Origin of the sequence: Paraburkholderia sp. SECH4 (assembly GCF_030511745.1) — a bacterium.
In the GTDB taxonomy this organism is placed as follows: Bacteria; Pseudomonadota; Gammaproteobacteria; order Burkholderiales; family Burkholderiaceae; genus Paraburkholderia; species Paraburkholderia madseniana.
Window position 1 is genome coordinate 98,901 of the sequence record NZ_JALOCP010000029.1, and the last position, 17,667, is coordinate 116,567.

A 17,667-nucleotide genomic window follows, 5' to 3' on the forward strand; every position below is an offset into this window, starting at 1 on the left:
CGCTGGATCACAGGGAAATCGAAAGGTGTTCGCCGCAAGGGTACAAGGCAAACCGCTTTGCAGCGACAAGTCTAGTGGCTTGCTTCAGGTACACACATTTAGCAGGCCCGGAAGGCGACCAATGAGGCAACTCGGTTCGCATAGGCCGAGTCGTCTTGAGCTGATAGGCGCCAGCCGGTGCCGAAAATCCTAAAGAAGTCGCCCGAGTTGCCGTTAGATAGTTGGCCCATCACGCCGGCCCGGAAGAGAGAGTACGAAGTCGATCGCCACGAATTCTCACGCTGAAAGCGTGGTGTAAACCGGCGGCGATGGAGATCAGGTATCCTGCGACCGCTTTAACCTGACCGACTTCCTGCTGACTGCAAAGGGCAGGAGAGTGGTCCCAGCGCCAGGCTATTTTGCCCAAGCTAGGTCCTGGACGCAGTCGCTATCAGCGTGGAAATTTTGTTCATCATGTGAACTGATTGCCATTTTATTTTGTTTGGCATCGGCGTATGCTGACGACCAATTTTTTGCAATCCAGAGCAATACAATTTGGGGCAGGTTTTCGTGGCCCCGCGACATTTGATTGTTCGACCCCGTTGGACGGGATACGGACTCTAGGCAAAGAAATTCGAATGAACCACGAACACCTGGAAGCGTTTCTGTTCGAACGTTTCGGCAGCACAACCCTGCATTGGCTCTTTTCAGCAGACAGCAAGGCACTGCAACTTTCACCCGCGATCACGGCCCCGCCGGCCGCCACCATTGCGCTAGACCGCGAGCAAACCGCCCGCATACGCGCCCTTGGCGATTCGCCGTCCGCAATCTACCTCGAAATCAACCTGTCGGGAGAGCCGCTGCAGCTCTACCTCGTCGGTCGCAGGGACAACGATTTCAGATGGATCGGTGTAGCGTCATCGAAACCCGAGTACGTGCCTGTTCAGGCAGTCGCAAAACTCAGCGAAAGACGCGTGGCGACAAACGTGGTTCCTATCCCAACTCGACGCCAACAGACGTGAATGACGCCTGTCTCCACATCCGCGCGAAATGCGACCGGGATTAGAAACCAACATTGCACGCTTTGAGCCCATCAGATGAAAGACCTACATGACGGGGCAGTCCTGTACAGCCACCTAGGTACCTCCAGTCCGGTATGGAAGCTGACCCGCGAGAGCGACGACTTGTCCCTCTGCAATACAGCGGGCGATCCTGTGGTTGCAATTGAACTGGACGGAACGCAGGCGGAACAGATTCGAAACCTCACGGGCGTCACGTCGGCCATAGTACTCGACGCACACGCGTTCGGCAGGCAAATGCGGCTGCATCTTATTGGGAAAAAGTCGCACGTATCGGAGTGGGCCGGTAGCGCGGCCGCGTTTTGTGACGCTGAGGCGGTTTCTCAAAATCTTTCCCGCGCCCTCGCGTTTGCCGAGCAAGTAGTGTCGGAAGTGAACTCAGCAGTCGTCATCATCGATCAGAACGGGATCATCCAGCGGTTTAACCGCCGGGCGGAAGAATACACGGGTATGAGCGAGGCGAGTGTTATCGGCCTGAGTGCGCACCAGCTCTTCATGTCGGCGCCGGAAAGCGCAGCATCTCAGGGGAACATCGCCAACTTTTTTAATAGCGGGCGACCGTATGAAGTTGAACGAACCATCAATACGGCAAGCGGGCCACGACTCTTTTTTTTTCGCAACAACTTCACGCTGAATCCCGCGTGGACAAGTGAGCGATTCCTCATCTGTTCCGGCATTGATATCACTGACGAACGCCGCGCAACGGCCAGGTTGACCGCCATCGCGAACACGGACCCGCTCACCAACCTGCCGAATCGCTACTTCCTCACAGAAACCCTGAAGACGGAGATACAAAAATCGGGTCCACGCGACCGCGTATCGATACTTTTCATAGACATCGACAACTTCAAGCTGATCAATGACCAACTCGGTCATCAGGTAGGCGACGAGTTGCTCAGCAAGGTGGCCAACCGTCTCCGCGGCGTCCTCGTGAGCGGGGAGCAGCTCATCCGCGTTGGGGGCGACGAATTTGTGGTGCTGATCACGGATGACAGCAGGGAAGCCCGGGCAATTGATGCTGCGAGGCGGATCATCGAAGAACTGAACGTCGTTTTTGTGTTGCACGGGAGGAGCTACTCCGTGCACGTGAGCATCGGCATCGCTTCAATGTCGGCTACCGACGAATCCGAGTTCGAGATCCTCCGCAGGGCTGATCTCGCCATGTACACCGCAAAGGCTACCGGCAAAGCGGCCGGAGCCAGTCACTACTGCGTCCACACTCCCGAATTGTCCGGCAGGGCAGACCGACATATCGAGCAGGTTCAGGCGTTCCAGCAGGCTCTCTTGCAACGTGAGCTTCATATGGAGTTCGTGCCGATTTTCAGCATGCGCACAACCGCACCTGTAGGTTTTCACACCAGCTTAACGTGGCGCCGCGGCGACGAGATCGTGCTAACAGCATCGGAGATCATGCCCCTCGCTGAGCGATCCGGATTGAGCGTGCACGTGAGCGAGTTCATGGTCCAAAGCGCATGTCGCTACCTCGGCGAATACCCGGCCACAGGTGCACAGCTGCCGTACGTATCGCTCGCCGTCTCCACTGCCCAGTTGGCCGAGCTGGACATGGCCGGTAGCCTGGCAGAGTGTCTTACCAGGCACGGGATCGCACCCGATCGCATCCGGCTGAAGATCGGCCCGCTGACCGACAGCAACCAAGAGGGCGAGATAGTAAAAAAAATCAAAGCCATCAGAAGCGGCGGCTCACCGGTCTTCCTCGACATCACCGATGCTGCCCGCTTCGCTGATTTCACCGCGGGGTTGATCGATGGCGTGTGCTTCGGTTCGGGCCTGATCGCACGCGTTCCGTTTGACAGACCCACCTGTGCGGTGCTCAAAGGCGTCATAGGGACATGCGAGGAGTTGGAACTTGGGATCATGATCCACGGCGTCGACAACAGCAGCCAGCTAAGGTGGCTCAAGCAATTCCCCACGCTAGACCTCGAAGGAGCAATCCTGCCGTCTGGATTCGCGCCGCAAACGCCGGACCCAAAGTGAGTGCAGGGTGACCGTCCGTGGCCGAAATTGTTCTAACTGAACCTCCCTCGACACTGCACGAAAGCAGCGACCTCGTCGCCAGTGAGCGCGTGCGCATGCGGCTGTTCGAGGTCACGCCCGGCGTATTCACGCTCGAGCGCGAGCTTACTCGAAGGGACGGCGTCGCGCTGACGCAGGTTATCGACGTACCCAACACGGCGACGCTCCATGATTTCGCCACAGCAGATCCGTACGGACTGCAGCTCGCGCATAGCTACCGGACCATTCAACGCAAATTCGAAACGGCCCTTCGAGAAATCTCTTTCGAGCGCGTTAGCGCGACGGGGTTAGACGCCGAGCAGGCCATCGGAGAACTTGAGAACTGCCGCACAGAAGGCGAGTTGCTCCTGTCGGTCAGAAACGTCGTGACTCTTCTCGGCGGGCGTGAGTTCACTTATAACTGGCTTCGATTCACAGAGCCCGAGCCAGATCGCGCGGACCTCGCAGACGCCCGCTTTCTGGTTGGATGCCGTGCGAGCTGGATCCAGCAGTATGTCGCGAAGCTGTGGTACGTCAGTGATCCGTTCATCCACTACGCGCGGACTCATGTGGCACCGACACGCAGTTCGGCAATCAGCCTGCACCGGCAGGACCATTGGCTTCTTACCGAAGCGCGCGGCCACGGACTTTACAACGGGCTCGTTATCCCGGCTCACGTCCGGGGCAACGAACTGGTCGGACTGCTCTTTGTCACTGCCGCGACCCCTGATGGGGAAGGGGAGGACAAGCTCTGGGAGCGCCGGCAACTCTTTCGTGCGCTATCCGCTGAGTTGCTCGACTGGCACATTGCTCACGTGCGGCGGGAAGCGTTGGAGCAATTCAGGCTAGATGATCAGGAGGCGACCGTGCTCCAGATGCGCCGATGGGGCGACAGCGCCAGGGATATTGCCGATCGCATCGGGGTATCGGAGTCTGTCGCCTACAAGATATTCCAGCGCATCAACGAAAAAATGGGTGTCAATCGAATTTCCGACGCAGTCGCGAAAGCCGCAACGAGCGGAATGATCGACTAGGTACAGTCGTCTCTTTCCCGCATCGCATCCCACGTTTTCCATCGCTCCCTGTCGAATTCCGTCGGGACGCACCGTGTCCGCAAACTCCGCATAACATACGATTGCCAATTTGGCAATCCAGGGCCAGTGCTTGAATTAGCCGCCCGGCATAGCGCAAAGTAACACTAGCGGCAGTTGGCATTTCGTGGGGCAGGGCCTTCAAGTCCTGGTGCGGAAAGCCGACATTCGAGGACCGCAAAACAAAAAACAAGGCTTCACAACATGACCGCACACACTTCGGCTGACCAGTCGCTTGACCAGCGCACTCGCTCGCCTGGCACTCATCTGTCTGAGACGATTCCTGCAAACGCAGCGGAACTCTCACATCACATTTTGAAGCGATAGACCTGTTACTTCGTAGCGGCCGAGCATCGCCCTTTCGGAAATTTCGAGTTCGCCCAGTAACGTCGCAATAACCCTCCACCTCGCGATCGAGTGTTCAACACAGCGATCCGGGAACGATGGGGTAAGCACGCCTGTAGGACTACTAAAGTTGAAGTTCAGTCTCAAAAATAGCTAAAGAAGTCCTCATTGCTGCCGTAAACCAGTTGCCCACTAAAGCAACTCCGCAGCAGGGTCTCTCCAGATACGCCGAGACGCGTTCAAGTTCATTAGTAATCCTTCCGTAAGTTTCGTGACGGTAATTGCTGGCTGAATATCGCCACGTAATACCACCTCTCGTACTCACCGAATTCCAGATATCCCGCTCTCAAGCTGGGTCCTACGTTCGCCGTGGCGCTCTATGTGGCCACGTCCTAAAATTTCGCATGCGAAATTGTGCTCAGTCCGATAACTGCGTAAAATTTTTTGCGTGGTTATAGATCGCTTGACGCAGCAACCCGACAGCAGACACGGATCCCGTTTTTAATCCGTCTCGCGGTTGGCTTCTAATGTTCTGGAATAAGCAAAGCAGATATGAATCCCCGCTACTCCCCGATTTGTCTTGAAGATCCCGTAGTCGGCCTTGCGCGACGCACAGCAGATGAAGCTCACACCGCGTGCATGACGTTACAGAACACGGTCTGACCTGCCGCCCTGGTTGTTAACTTTCCGATGGCCGTGTTAACTTGATTTCATGGCTATCCGGTTTCTCGGACGCTTCTTTTTTTGGCGATCACTTGACGGTCACTTGACCGTCAAGTGATGCGCAAATATGATTCGGTAAACCGTGGCACTGCGCCGCGGGCCGATCCTGTACGCACAGTCAGAAAAAGGGGGCTTCATGACGTCCACCGTTCAATCCCGCATCTACGTGATGCTTGTCGATCTGATTCCTGAAATGGCAAACGGCCGAACTCACTACGCTGCACCGCGACTTGCCAGTGACATGGCAGTCCACTGCACCGTCGACGAGACGCCGGATGGCCATCTGCGCGTACAGATCGCGCACGACCAGCAGCCTCGTGGGACTGCACGCCGTTGTTCATGGCTGTCGTTCGACGTCGATCCGGGCAATGCAGTCGCTCACGTGACCGATTACTACGATGGGGTCCAATACAGCGTCGCAGGCCGCGGCACCGACGCCGCGCGCAACACAGTGAACGTATTTGCCGCTAACTGGCTGGCCGTGTTTAACAGCCTTGGCCGGATGTTCCAGCCTGTCGACCAGATGGTTCAGGCGTGAGGACGAAGCTGATATGAAAAAGTTCAGCGTCGCCAATCAGAAAGGTGGAGTGGGGAAGACCACCGTAGTGCGGCACCTCGCACACAGCGCGATCGAAAGAGGTCTCCGCACGCTTGTTATCGATCTCGATCCCCAAGGAAATCTGACGCGCAGTGTACGAGCAACCCTCCCGGACCCGTCAATGCCTGCGGACCGCTCCGGTGCGCATCTGCTTTTCCAGACGAAAGTCGCCCCGATCCCGCAGAAGATCAACGAGAACCTATCGCTGTTCGCCGGGAACCGCGACCTCACCGCTGTTCTCGAGTGGCCAATCGACTGTGTCGAACACGCCAGGGCACACCTCGCGTCGCTCGATGACCAGTTCGATATCTGCCTGATCGATACGCCGCCGACCATGTGCAATCTGCTTTTCGCTGGAATGATCTGCGCCGATTACCTTGCAATGCCGTGCGACCTCGACGAGGACGCGACCACGGGCCTGCTCGACCTGGCAGATCAGGCCGAGAGAATTCGCGAACATTTCAACCCTGCACTCCAGCTTGTCGGGGTGCTGCTGAACAAGGTTAATAGCCGGCGCGCCTACGACCAGGCTGAACGGATCGCGCTGCGCAATCAATGGGGCGACGTGATTCTCGACGCCGAACTACAAGAACGATCAGCAACCAAGCTGGCAAAGAAGGCTCCGGTTTGGAGAAACCCGCGGGGCGATAGCGATCGACGTGCAGCACGAGAAATGCGCGCGGTCTGTGAGGCGATCTTTACCAAGATCGGATTCTGACCAAGAAGGGACCAAAAAATGGAAGCAGCAGCAACATCAATCAGCAGCCGACTGACGAGCCTTGCGCACATTGCAAGAATGCCTCAAAGCAAGGATCGGGTTCTGCAAGAGAAAGAAGCCGGGGTCCAGCACCGCGACCTTCGCATCGAACAGCTCATCATTCATGAGCAGGATCGCACCGACTTCATTGACGTGATGGACTTTGCCGCGCGACTGAAAATCGCCGGTTCTGTTCACACGCCAATTCTCGTGCGCGATTTGGGCAACGGCGAGTATGAACTCGTCGCGGGCGAACGACGTACCCGTGCGTCGCAAATCAACGGATGGGAAACCATCCCGGCGAAGATCTTCCCGAAAGACACGCCAGATTTCATTCTGCGCCTTTACCAGGTGTCGGAAAACGTCGATCGCAAGTCCCTGACCGTCAGGGAAGTTGCCACCGGGCTCGCGAAGGACGTCGCCACGTACGGCCGGGAAAAAGCCGCGATGCTCTGGACCAGCCCGGGTGGAAAGCAGCGTAGCGAGTCATGGATTTCGAAACACCTGCGCTTCCAGAAATTCGGCCCCGTTACGAGGGCGCTTTTCGACGAAGGCCGGTTCGATGACATCGAGGCAGCAAACAAACTGCACGATCTCGAACTGATCTCGCCTGATATCGCGGAAGAATATGCCGCACAGATGCGCAACGGCACGAAGGTCAGCCGCCTGACACTCGACCTCCGCCTCACCGAACTGCGCACGCCACCACCGGTTCCGGGGAAACCCCGCGTGCAATCGGCACCCCTCGAGGCGCAAACCACCGATGCCATCCCACCGATTCACGGGTTTCCCCCCGTTCCCCCGCGGAACAACCCCGCTGATTCCGCAGCCGAGACATCCGGCATGCAGGCGAATGCCGGGAACGAAACCGGGGCCGAAACCGGAGGTGAAATGTCATCGAAGCCGGCCAACACGATGGCCAGCCTTCCGGCGACCCGGGTTCGCGATGGTCGCAAGCCTGAGGGCGCGTCACGGCAGCGCATTCAGACGCATATGCGCGAGCTCTACGAAACGAGCACCGGAACGATTCCGCGCGCGAGGCAGCTCCGGGCCGACTTTACTCAGGCCAACGCCGACGAAACCGACGTTGACTGGCATCTGTGGGTGGCATTTGCCGACGTGGCCTGCTCGATGCTGATCGGCGTTGGGCAGGAACGCGCGGACGCGCTGCTGAAGCGCCTGAATCTGGAGCTGGAATCACAGACTCCCGTTCAGTTGCTGAACAGCCTGCATCCAACGCTGCGAGCGGGGGTTGCTCCCGATGATTTCAGGTACGATACCGGCCGGGAAATGCATCCCCAGCCGCCCGTGCAATGGGCGCTTTGATCGTCGCGGGGCGCGCGTCGGACGTGCGCTCCCGTCGTGCCCAAACTTACCTGGATCCACCCTCTTGGCAACCTTCCGCTGCACCGAAGAAACCTTTGAAATCATCGACAGGGCTTTCCGCGAACATCGTGAGTCGGTCAACAAGCCGATCCAACCGATCGACAAGCGAACGTCGGCGATCGCACGCGCAGTGGTCGTCAAAGGGTTGCCGCAGGCCGAGGTAGCAAGGAAGTATGAGGTATCAAAGCAATGGGTGAACCAGATCGTCGGAAAGTATTACAAGCTTTACCTGACGACTGGGGCAAGTGGCGCAAAGGACTCTGAATCGTGGATCCGTCGAACCCTGGAAATTCCAGCGGCACTCGCGGCGCCACTAGACCGGTTCCTTCCGCTTGCCAAATCGTGCAAGGACCCGAAGGCGCTCCAGAAAGCGCTGTCTGCCGTAATACGAGCAATTGAGACGCAGTCAGACAAACTGGAGTAGCCGATCTCTCGTTGAGTTACATGGCTACGATCTTAGAGCAGGCGCAGGAAATTCCCGTGGTAGCGTTGGCTGCGCCGGGCAAAACAACGAAGGCACTCCCTCGAACGCTTCCCGACGCGATCGACCTTCGACAGGAACTTGACGACGGCCCATCCATGGCCGACGGAACCAGCATCGACGAGGACGAACCCACACAGTTCGAACTCTTCCAGGGCGAGCGACTCGCAACCGCATGGAAACCGCGCGAGGATCTTCTCTCGCTGGAATTTCCCCTGTTTTCGCTTCAGAAAGGTAAGGACACCCGCCTCCGTATCTACCGTAATGGTGAGAAGATCGTGCAGATCATCCCAAGCGTCGTAGGCGCGGCCAATATCTTCGACAAGGACCTGCTGGTCTACGCGGCCACCCTGATCAGCAAGGCGGCGGACGCCGGGATGCCTATCTCAAGACGGATCCGCTTCAAGGTACGGGATTTTCTCGTCTATACGGGTCGTAGCACCGGCGGACGCTCGTACACCGCCATCGTCGACTCGTGCCGCAGGCTCAAAGGCACCAATATTGAAACCAACTTCATCTCACCAGAAGATGAGGATGAAGACGAAGAGGGCGCGCCCCCGGAAGCCCCAAAAGCTGGACAGACTCTAGAAAAAAAACTCAAAGGTTTCGGCCTGATCACCGACTATGAAGTCACCACCTACACCAGCGGCGGGGAAGGGGCGCTCGAGCTGGAATTGATCCTGTCACGGCAGCTTTACAAAGACTTGCGAAAACGCCGGGTCCTGATGATTCATCACGGCTACTTCAACCTCAACCAGGGCATCCAGAGACGACTGTACGACCTCGCAAAAAAGCACTGTGGCGACAAGCTATGGTGGAAGATCGGGCTGGATAATCTGCACGCGAAAAGCGGCTCGGCACAAGCCCTGAAATATTTTCGCCGTGACGTTGTCGACGTCATGAAGGCCGACTCCCTTCCGGAATTCCACATCGCGATCGACACTGAGAAGGCGATCGTCGTCTTCTTTCGCCGCGACCGCGACAACGTCAAGCAGGACAGGCACCTCCACGCGGCCATTCATCGTGAGATCGTCGCCAAGAAATTGACCCGTTGGTACTACGGGCTGCTGCGCTGGGACTCGCACCTCATGCCGCCGGCACAACACGAGCTGCTGCCCGCCTGACGCAGCGGCGCCCGATGCAACCTGAAGCCCCCTCGAGGGGCTTTTTTGTGTCCCGGTTGCATTTGCTCTGCAGGTCGATCCAACGCCGGCGCAGGCGTTTTATCGTCCCGGCTCTTCAGCGCCACGCGCACGGCCACGACGGCGCCGGTTTGAGTGAGTGATTCTGACAAGAAGAATTGTCCACAGGCGCTATTTTTGACAAATTTATTGCCCCTTTGACAAAAAAAATTGTCCTTAGGCAATTCCGGCCGCACCGGGCCGGGAAGCGAGCAAGAGCGCGCGTCTATCGCACCACCAGACCACAGCGTCTATCGCGCCACCCAACGCAAAATTTTTCAACGGTCCGACGCGTCTATCGGACCACCGTCGGCGCGTCTATCGCGCCACCAACCTTCTCACGCGGCACCCTGAGGAGTCCTGTCCCGCGGGGGATCCGGGATTCTTTAGCCGAAGACACCGTTTTAGAGTCGAAAACCTGGAGCCAGGAAACCGCGCGTCTATCGCACCACCGCTGCAAATTCTGTGGATAAGTTGGCAATCGACGCGTCTTTCGGACCACCAACCGCGTCTATCGCACCACCGCGCGTGCGTCTATCCCGCCACCGGCTTGTGTCGATCGGACCACCGAGCGGCCCCCTTAGCCAATGCTGGTAAGGCTTTGTCCGGCGTGTAAACGCGCGCGGGTGGTTAACTTATTTTTTTAACTTGGTTTTAACTAGGCTTGAAAACACGCCCCACCCTCAGTGAGGGGGCAAGCCCCCGGCCGGGTTCGCCGGCTAAAGCCGGCCCCACCCACCCGGCCACACCCCCAAAGACATATCGTGGCCCCTCCGGGGCAGGCGACGACACACCACCCGAATGCAATCCTCGTCGACCGGCAGGCACTAAGGGCTACGACGGCCGATGGCCGCCGCACCCCTAAGTGCGCGATAAAAGATTTACGGGCGCGCCTGCGTCGCACCCGCAAATCAACGCGCTCGTGTGCTCGCCACTGCCGTGACAACGTGTCGGTCTACCTGGGTTTTAAAACCGAGTTTTGCAGGGAAGGGGGTCGCCCGGCATTGATCTTGCGCATACGGCCGCTGTACAGGGCCGCTGTGGGCCTCTTGTGGTGAAGGTGAGGGGGCAGTGGGGCAAAGCGCTTCGGGCCGGTTCTGATGCGTGAGGGATTCACGCTGACTTTCGGCCGCAACCGATCTGCGCGGCCGGTAGCGCGTCCTGGTAGCTTGCCTGCGGCCGACCACCGGTCGCGAACTGTGCGAAATACGGGCAAAAATGCTCGCGCACCAGGTGTCTATCGCACCACCGGGCTGCAATTTTCCACGAGTGACGACCGCGATATCGGCGGATATACTCGGCGGACACCCCCGCGCGAATCTATGACCGAGCTCCCATACGCATTCACTGACGCTATCGAGGCGATCCTCACGGACAAGACCCGCTCGTGCGAGCTGCTGCTCGACCTGCTCGCTTCGATTGTTCACCCGGACATGGTCTGCAACCTGTTCGTGATGAACGGGATGAACGAACGGGAGAGGGCGCTCGCAAAACGCTGCATTGACTACGCTTTGACGGTTGGTTTAAACCCAGGCGAGTCCAATGCGGTGTACCAGTTCATCAGGCCGAGGCTATCCGCGCGGTTCTGTCACACAGCGTAACGTCTGATCCCCCTTGGAGATTCGACCGCGTCGACGTTCAATTGCGTTCCGCCGGCAGGTCAGCGTGGACATAACGCAGCGCGACGACTGCTTCACCGAACAGTACGAGCAAAGCCGTACCACCAACGATCTATTCCGAGAAGATCTGGTGAGTGACGGCCATAACCACGACCACTGCGGGCTCCGCGTCATGCCCGAGCACACAAAACATCATCGGCATTAGCACGTAACGGAACGCCAGGGAAATGTCCGCGACGTTCGCAAACGCTAAAACACCATGTTCCTCGATATCGCCCACATGCAAACGCTTGCTAAGCGCGGACGCCATTCCCAGGCAGAGGTCAGCCGGATAACCACCCCACTGAAAAGCGATCAGTGCGCCCAACGCCCACCCGCCAAAAATCCCAATCACTGTCGTGACTCTCTGGTCCAACGGCGAGACTTTAAAGCCACCGCGGCCGGCGTTCACCAGCGCGCGCATCCAGCGGCACGTCACGGTGCTCGCGCGGTTCCCAAGCATGGCGAAGGATTTCGAGCAGGTCGCGCGCGATGTTCTCAGTGTCATCGGCCGAAAAATGCAGATCCACGGGGCGCGTGCGATCGACGTCATTCAGCGCCACGCTAAGCGTCACGCTGCGATATCCCGGTGCGTTCGCGTACGTCACGTAGGCAGCTTGATACCTGGCGTTTGGCTCCGGTTCTGGCTCGGGCGGTGGACGCTTGTCGAGATTCCAGTCCGCGATCATCTTTTCCCAGCGATTGCCGCCGTCCGGGAAGTAACGGTGGACCTCGACGTCCGGACGATGGTCCATCCGCAACACCGCCATGCAATGCTCAAACAGGTCATCGTCCAGCGCGCGCAGATCCGTCAGGTCGAAACGGTAGCGGGGGCCGTTGTAAAGGCCCGCGAGAAACTGCGCGACCCGGGCTGATTGCCCGGTGTCAGCCTCGGCGACGCCGAACAGGTGCGCGAGCGAATCGAGGCCCGCATCGCGGTCCTGCGCGCGGATCTCTGCCGCCCGCTGCCCGCTAGTCAGACCACCCCGCGCCTTCGCAAAGAACTCCAGAGTTGTCTGCCGGAATGCCTCGGCGAGATGTTCGGGGACATGCGTGGTCACTTCAACCGTCTTTGGACGTCGAGGAATATTCACAACAGTTCCTTTGAAAATTTCTGGAGGCGTCAGGTCGACATGACGCCGGTGATCTTGACATCCCTTAGAGGGACCGCTAGTCGCCGAGCAGCCGCGCACTGCGCACGACTATCCACGTCGGTTCCTTTGTTCAGATTAGTGACACGGGCAATGAATTCGACCTTGCCCGTCGTTATCGATCCATCCTTGGTTGCCTCGTACGACGCCTCAACAAACAATCGCTTCGCCATCAGCTATCCTCCGAAGATCAGGTCAACGCAGGCGTGGCGAGCACGGACCTAAAGTGTGAAAACTAGACGGCGCCGTCACGGTTCACAGGTTCTGCGATCTGCGACAGGACCAGACACCCATTCACCTCGGCCACGATAAGCGTTTCGCGCGACTCCACATCAGTCACTGAGGCCCATCCGTTGACGTCAAGCATCGTCCTGAGTCGTCGCGCGCCGGATACCGCGCGGTAGGTGCCGTCAGCTTCCTTTTGTACCAGTGTCATAACTCGCTCGCTCAAAATTTGCGGATCGACCAGCATCTGCTGAACAGACACTGGCGTCACGCAGTTAGGTGTTTTCTGCGCGGAACGTTTCCATCGCGGTCGACAAAAATTTTGCTTGGGCCGGCGACAAGACACAGCGATTGAGGTCGATGGTGATGCTGAAAGACGCGAAACCCGCGTCGTACGCTGCGCCGACGTGGTGATTCGCGAAAAACTGTTGGTATTCGCTGATGATTGCCTCATGCAGGCGTTGACGGTCGGTTGCTTCCTTCACTTCCGCCGCGGTGATGCGGTACGAGTACTGCATGTCGCCGGAGTGTGCGACGCGATGGATCGCCGTCTCGATGAATGACGAGAGGGCGTTTTCGAGAAAAACAAGGTCTTGGGACTGCACGGTGATAGCTCCTTCGTAGCGGATCGAACGCTTCCAAGAAGCGCGTAAAGACATTATAAGTAGGCTGTAGCGACAGCGCAAGCAATTTACTAGCGCGCTCTAAGGGGCTCTTAAGGCCGGCTGTCGACTGACACAGAAAGTGAAAACTGTGCCAAGTGTCGACTGACACAGAGAGTGAAAACCGTGCCAAGTAAGTGAAAAACTGCTGACACGGTTAGTGAAGTAACCCGGGCGGCGCCGCCCTTTTTGCGAGGGCTCGGCCGTCCGCGACTGTCGCTGATCGACCCTCAACGGCCTGTCGGCGTCATCCGAAGCGGCCATTCAGGCAGCCGAGCATGTATAAAAATGTGCAGCGCAAACGAAAGGTAAAGGCATACGCGACGACTCGTTAGCGGCGGTAAGATATATGCCCTCATACTAACGATCGATCCGAAATGGAAAACGAAGCGAAGGCCGTGCTACTCGTGAGGACGCCCGCAGCAGCGGGTGCGGCAAATCTGGAGAAGCGGAAGGAGCAGTCTCGAGCATACGCTCGCGAAAACGGATTAACCGTAATAAAGGTAATTTCCGGGTTTGAAGATTGCCCTTTGCATGAAAGCAGCTTGTTTGATGAAGCCTTAAATTGGATTGATGAACAATCCGAAAAAATCACCATTGTGTCGCATAGCGATTTTTATGGCGGTGATTCAGAAATTTACGAAAAATATAAAAATCTGATAAAGCAACAGAAAGTTCAGCTTGAGAACTACACGCATCCATGTTTCTCTGAGCCAAGCAACGACCATATAAAAATTTGGCGGTATTTGACGCTACCGAAATTTATTGATCTTCTACACAGTAAAGCCCTCTTCCTCACTAGGGCGGATTTGCTGCGAGGTGACGATAAGTCCGAAGGGACTAGCCACACCAATGCAGGGCGCGCTGCTATCAAGGCACTTGGAGAGATCGCGGCAATAAACGGCGAATTACCTTTCCCCAATCAACCAGGCATTACCGTAGCTCAAATGTTCAACATGCTGACGCAGAGTGATCGCGCACAGGAAGAGATGTTGAAACGCTATTTTGTCAATTGTTGGCACATGAACGAGCACGAGAATTTCGCAATGTGGAAAATATACTCGGAGCCATTCGGGGTCTGCATTCAGTCAACTTACGACAGCTTGACCAATTGCTTCAACGATGGAGAGTACGGCTTCTACCGTAAAACGAACAGGGTGTACGTCGGGGAAGTTAGTTATGTTGACTGGGATAATTATATTATCCCGGCGAATAACGGTTTTTGGCCGATAATGCATAAAAAAAGAGAATTCACGTATGAGCGCGAACTCAGGTGTGTTGTTTGGGATTTTAAAAAATCCGTTGTTAAGGTTGGAGTCGACTTAGAACGACTGGTGCATAAGGTGTATATCAATCCCTACACACCTACTTGGTTTCACCAAGTCATTTCTAGTATATGCTCAAAATACGGCTTGGGCGAAGAGCGAATCATTCAGTCGTCACTGATGTAGGGGGCTTAGTAGATTACGCAAGGCCGCTTGAAACGCCCACCTGATTGTCGCGAAATTCTGAGACAGTGTCGAGCGTCCGAAGTTGGCCGGCAGCAGGCGGTAGGCGAACGACGCGGCCTAGCTGCGCCAGAAACAGCGGGTTACTCGGAAACCGCACCGCCGCAAGTCGCTCCGCCTCTCTAACAACAGAGTTACGAGCAGGTGAATTCGAGTTCGACTCGAGGATAGTTACCGAGGATATAGGGTGGCTGCGTTTCGTTTGTCCTGTGCACCCGTAGGTCCTTGCCGGAGCGCGCGCAGAACTGTCTTGCTTCAGTGGTCACGTCAGCGCGCAGATTCCCGAGGCCAGGGAAACCAGTGGCGGCCTGCTTGGAAACAAAGTACGTACCGCCGCCTTGGTCAATAACGCCGGAATCGGAAGCGCATCCCGCAAAAATCGTAACTGCGAAGACCGCCACGAGCTTTTTCATTTTTACCCCCGATCGCTTTCGTATCGTTTTTTGCCCGATTTCTTCGGCCTACACGAGCGGGTCGATTGTACATCGCGGATCACTCCGCACCGGCGGTGTAGTCGGACACCAACAAAAATGCTTTGCCGGGATCGTTCAATTCGAGTTTAAGGCGGTAACAGTCGACTTCTCCACCGGAATTTGCGTATGGGTAGACTTCGTCGGGGTCGTTGGAAATGGCGAAATATCCGTTGTCTTCGTCGGTCGCGCGCATAAGCGCAAGACGTGGGTCCTCGTCAAACTCATTGTTCTCCTCGTAAAAGTCTTCATCAACGCTGGCGACGGACCATGGAAACAGCGCTTCTGCTAGGGCCTTCATGTTGTAACCAGTGAAGTACTGGAGCCACTCCTGTTTCAGTATTTCTCTTCCGTGTTCATCGTGGATAAACACCTGTACGGTACTACGCCCCAAGCTCTTGTGCATCCAGTCTTCGAGTTCGACGGAAACCTTTCCTCCCTCACTGATGTGCCGCATAAGCGGTTCGTCAATAGCGAGTTTCCGCATGCGCTGCTGCGAGGGTGATCCATCGAAAACCGACATCAAAGCCTCGCGAGTCCCGGCCCCTAGCTTGTTCGCCTTTGGAATCGGGATGGTCCACGATTTGCCGGTGCGTTTTACCAGATTCTCGTCGACTTGCACCCAAAACGTCTGGCCCGACTCAATGAAATGGGCAACGAGGATTACCGGCAGTGAATGATTCGTCCAGTAATCCAGGTGTGTGAGCTTTCCGCGGAAAATGTATGCGTCGCCAGCTTCGGCAAAGTGGCTTGGGCCGGTTTTGATCTGGACGGCAATCAGCTTGCCGGTTGGTTGCTTGTCCACCAACTCGATATGGGCGTCGATTCCCATGTCGATCACCGGCTGCTCGCGGAAGATCCACTCAAGCTCTTTGAGAACTATCTGCTGGACAGCATTAACGCCTATTTGTTCAGTTGCATTGAATCGCGCCATACGCCCTCCCGCCTATGCTTTTGTAATGGTAGCGCCAAGGTAGAACGGCAACCATGCTGCCGACCGGAAGTCTCACAGATAGGCGACTAGCTACTCGGGGATTTTGGCGGCGTTTCCGACCGTCCGCAACTGGCCGGTCCTTGCCCGTCGTTGACCAGCGGCAAGCAGGCCGCCGGGGCAGCGACCGAGTATCGACTCTAGGCGCGTCGATTAGAACACAACCGGCTTTTTCACTTACTACGGCAGAGCGAGAGGGATATTTCACTTTCCTTGGCGCGTGCCGGGCGCCCGGTGCCACTCTTCCTGAAAAATCGCTTTAAATTCAAGGATCGACTTTTCAGGAATGGTGACGCCGGACACCAAGTAAGTGAAAAACTGCTGACACGGTTAGTGAAGTAACCCGGGCGGCGCCCTTTTTGCGAGGGCTCGGCCGTCCGCGACTGTCGCTGATCGACCCCAAAGCAGTATTGGGCGCGACGACACGCTGAGTCTGAAGCGTGACGCCGCATTGACGCAGGTCTCCCTCGCGATAGATCACCGCGTTCCACGGCGTATCATTTCTAGCCGTGTTGTCCATCAAAGTGATCGAACGTGTCATTTCCTCATCGCGAAAGTACATATGTCCGGCTGGGGCCCGTCGAGGCCTATGCAGCCTTTCACCGCCGCACGATGACGATAGTGAACGGCGCGGTTGTCCTCTCGCTGCACTCGGTCCACAGGTCCCGCACTCCCGACACCCTTCGGTCATTGCGGGAAGGTGATCGAATCTCGACGCCGGATCTGGAACCGATCGTGCCGGGCATTGCTCGGGTGCAGTGGGAATTCGGCGAGTCAAATGAAGACGATGAATACCGTCTCAGCACGGTCACGGACGATGTGGTTGTGACGCTGTCGATAAAGCGGACACAGATCGAATCCCGATTTCTCGGCGAGGGGCGCCTGCGCGGCACTGCGGCACAACTAGTCGTGACAATTGAATACGGATACGCCTAACTGCAGCGTCCCCGCCCAGGTCGAACCTAGAACAGAATCCGGTCGGCCCGGGTGAACGAAGCCGGCTCACCTCCGGGGTTTGCTTCATTTAACCTTGAGCTTTCTGGCTACCGCGTGCGAGGGTAGGTATTTCACTTTCCTTGGCGCGTGCCGGGCGCCCGACTCCTCGGACTGCATCCTTGCAAATCCAGTTATAGCCGACCCATCCAGCCCGTGCGCAACACCCCGCCCCGGGAAAATTCGCGCGCGGTCCGGGCGCTGCCCACCCCGCGCGGTGCACCCCGACGAAGTGTCGCTCCGCAGCGCTATCGCTTGCTGAGCGAGGTTGCGCTCGCCGCGCGGCGTTTCGCTTCGCCGCGGACTCCTCGTGCCGGAATCCCCGTCCCCCTCGTTCGCCGTCCTCTATCGCGATCGTAGCCACAGCCTGCGCTGC

17 protein-coding genes are annotated in these 17,667 nt (G+C 57.2%); 11 read left to right on the forward strand and 6 right to left on the reverse strand.

The annotated features are described in order from the left end of the window. Positions 1–494 precede the first annotated feature (494 nt). The 9 genes from M0D67_RS30615 (at position 495) to M0D67_RS30655 (ending at position 11,234) form a co-directional block, all read left to right on the forward strand. Positions 495–1,001 (forward strand): hypothetical protein, encoded by a 507-nt coding sequence (locus M0D67_RS30615; RefSeq protein WP_266240839.1) that lies wholly within the window; start codon positions 495–497, stop codon positions 999–1,001. A gap of 75 nt (positions 1,002–1,076) precedes the next feature. Beyond that, complete coding sequence (locus M0D67_RS30620; RefSeq protein WP_266240840.1) at positions 1,077–3,053, forward strand: diguanylate cyclase; 1,977 nt, start codon at positions 1,077–1,079, stop codon at positions 3,051–3,053. Between the two features lie 17 nt (positions 3,054–3,070). Continuing rightward, positions 3,071–4,105 carry an autoinducer binding domain-containing protein gene (locus M0D67_RS30625; RefSeq protein WP_266240841.1) on the forward strand — a complete coding sequence of 345 codons (1,035 nt, stop codon included), beginning with the start codon at positions 3,071–3,073 and terminating at the stop codon, positions 4,103–4,105. Between the two features lie 1,261 nt (positions 4,106–5,366). After that, positions 5,367–5,768, forward strand: coding sequence for a hypothetical protein (locus M0D67_RS30630; RefSeq protein WP_266240842.1), 402 nt, complete (start codon positions 5,367–5,369; stop codon positions 5,766–5,768). Positions 5,769–5,781: 13 nt separating this feature from the next. Next, entirely contained in the window at positions 5,782–6,546 is a 765-nt protein-coding gene (locus tag M0D67_RS30635; RefSeq protein ID WP_266240843.1) for a ParA family protein, read from the forward strand. Between the two features lie 18 nt (positions 6,547–6,564). Next, entirely contained in the window at positions 6,565–7,911 is a 1,347-nt protein-coding gene (locus tag M0D67_RS30640; protein ID WP_266240844.1) for a ParB N-terminal domain-containing protein, read from the forward strand. A gap of 64 nt (positions 7,912–7,975) precedes the next feature. Next, positions 7,976–8,395, forward strand: a complete 420-nt coding sequence (locus M0D67_RS30645) for a TrfB-related DNA-binding protein (protein ID WP_266240845.1) — start codon at positions 7,976–7,978, stop codon at positions 8,393–8,395. A gap of 20 nt (positions 8,396–8,415) precedes the next feature. After that, positions 8,416–9,576 (forward strand): replication initiator protein A, encoded by a 1,161-nt coding sequence (locus tag M0D67_RS30650; protein ID WP_266240846.1) that lies wholly within the window; start codon positions 8,416–8,418, stop codon positions 9,574–9,576. Positions 9,577–10,955: 1,379 nt separating this feature from the next. Continuing rightward, positions 10,956–11,234, forward strand: coding sequence for a hypothetical protein (locus tag M0D67_RS30655; protein ID WP_266240847.1), 279 nt, complete (start codon positions 10,956–10,958; stop codon positions 11,232–11,234). A 130-nt stretch (positions 11,235–11,364) separates the two neighbouring features. Here the strand turns inward: M0D67_RS30655 and M0D67_RS30660 are convergent, their stop codons facing one another. The 4 genes from M0D67_RS30660 to M0D67_RS30675 all read right to left on the reverse strand — a co-directional run bounded on the left by M0D67_RS30660 (position 11,365) and on the right by M0D67_RS30675 (position 13,272). Next, positions 11,365–11,715, reverse strand: a complete 351-nt coding sequence (locus M0D67_RS30660; protein ID WP_266240848.1) for a hypothetical protein — start codon at positions 11,713–11,715, stop codon at positions 11,365–11,367. Then, positions 11,678–12,385, reverse strand: coding sequence for a hypothetical protein (locus M0D67_RS30665; protein ID WP_266240849.1), 708 nt, complete (start codon positions 12,383–12,385; stop codon positions 11,678–11,680). The genes M0D67_RS30660 and M0D67_RS30665 overlap by 38 nt, the downstream gene beginning before the upstream one ends. A gap of 292 nt (positions 12,386–12,677) precedes the next feature. Continuing rightward, positions 12,678–12,878 carry a hypothetical protein gene (locus tag M0D67_RS30670; RefSeq protein ID WP_266240850.1) on the reverse strand — a complete coding sequence of 67 codons (201 nt, stop codon included), beginning with the start codon at positions 12,876–12,878 and terminating at the stop codon, positions 12,678–12,680. Positions 12,879–12,942: 64 nt separating this feature from the next. After that, on the reverse strand, positions 12,943–13,272 hold the full coding sequence (locus M0D67_RS30675) for a hypothetical protein (protein WP_266240851.1): 330 nt from the start codon (positions 13,270–13,272) through the stop codon (positions 12,943–12,945). Between the two features lie 434 nt (positions 13,273–13,706). Between M0D67_RS30675 and M0D67_RS30680 the strand changes: the two genes are divergently transcribed. After that, positions 13,707–14,780, forward strand: coding sequence for a hypothetical protein (locus M0D67_RS30680; protein WP_266240852.1), 1,074 nt, complete (start codon positions 13,707–13,709; stop codon positions 14,778–14,780). A gap of 191 nt (positions 14,781–14,971) precedes the next feature. Here M0D67_RS30680 and M0D67_RS30685 read toward each other — a convergent pair whose 3' ends face one another. Both M0D67_RS30685 and M0D67_RS30690 read right to left on the reverse strand, forming a co-directional pair. Then, complete coding sequence (locus tag M0D67_RS30685) at positions 14,972–15,250, reverse strand: hypothetical protein (protein ID WP_266240853.1); 279 nt, start codon at positions 15,248–15,250, stop codon at positions 14,972–14,974. 79 nt (positions 15,251–15,329) lie between these two features. Beyond that, on the reverse strand, positions 15,330–16,241 hold the full coding sequence (locus M0D67_RS30690; protein WP_266240854.1) for a DUF4365 domain-containing protein: 912 nt from the start codon (positions 16,239–16,241) through the stop codon (positions 15,330–15,332). Positions 16,242–16,832: 591 nt separating this feature from the next. On the opposite strand from M0D67_RS30690, the gene M0D67_RS30695 reads away from it, so the two are divergent. Then, the gene (locus tag M0D67_RS30695) at positions 16,833–17,234 is read left to right on the forward strand and encodes a hypothetical protein (RefSeq protein ID WP_266240855.1); all 402 of its coding nucleotides are present in this window, start codon (positions 16,833–16,835) and stop codon (positions 17,232–17,234) included. The last annotated feature ends 433 nt before the right edge of the window (positions 17,235–17,667 follow it).

Excerpts from the sequence above, each read along its gene's own strand:
- M0D67_RS30635 (WP_266240843.1), top strand. The coding sequence starts at position 5,782 with ATGAAAAAGTTCAGCGTCGCCAATCAGAAAGGTGGAGTGGGGAAGACC.
- M0D67_RS30660 (WP_266240848.1), bottom strand. The coding sequence starts at position 11,715 with ATGCGCGCGCTGGTGAACGCCGGCCGCGGTGGCTTTAAAGTCTCGCCG.
- M0D67_RS30670 (WP_266240850.1), bottom strand. The coding sequence starts at position 12,878 with ATGACACTGGTACAAAAGGAAGCTGACGGCACCTACCGCGCGGTATCC.
- M0D67_RS30630 (WP_266240842.1), top strand. The coding sequence starts at position 5,367 with ATGACGTCCACCGTTCAATCCCGCATCTACGTGATGCTTGTCGATCTG.
- M0D67_RS30680 (WP_266240852.1), top strand. The coding sequence starts at position 13,707 with ATGGAAAACGAAGCGAAGGCCGTGCTACTCGTGAGGACGCCCGCAGCA.
- M0D67_RS30650 (WP_266240846.1), top strand. The coding sequence starts at position 8,416 with ATGGCTACGATCTTAGAGCAGGCGCAGGAAATTCCCGTGGTAGCGTTG.
- M0D67_RS30685 (WP_266240853.1), bottom strand. The coding sequence starts at position 15,250 with ATGAAAAAGCTCGTGGCGGTCTTCGCAGTTACGATTTTTGCGGGATGC.
- M0D67_RS30620 (WP_266240840.1), top strand. The coding sequence starts at position 1,077 with ATGAAAGACCTACATGACGGGGCAGTCCTGTACAGCCACCTAGGTACC.
- M0D67_RS30640 (WP_266240844.1), top strand. The coding sequence starts at position 6,565 with ATGGAAGCAGCAGCAACATCAATCAGCAGCCGACTGACGAGCCTTGCG.
- M0D67_RS30690 (WP_266240854.1), bottom strand. The coding sequence starts at position 16,241 with ATGGCGCGATTCAATGCAACTGAACAAATAGGCGTTAATGCTGTCCAG.
- M0D67_RS30615 (WP_266240839.1), top strand. The coding sequence starts at position 495 with ATGCTGACGACCAATTTTTTGCAATCCAGAGCAATACAATTTGGGGCA.
- M0D67_RS30655 (WP_266240847.1), top strand. The coding sequence starts at position 10,956 with ATGACCGAGCTCCCATACGCATTCACTGACGCTATCGAGGCGATCCTC.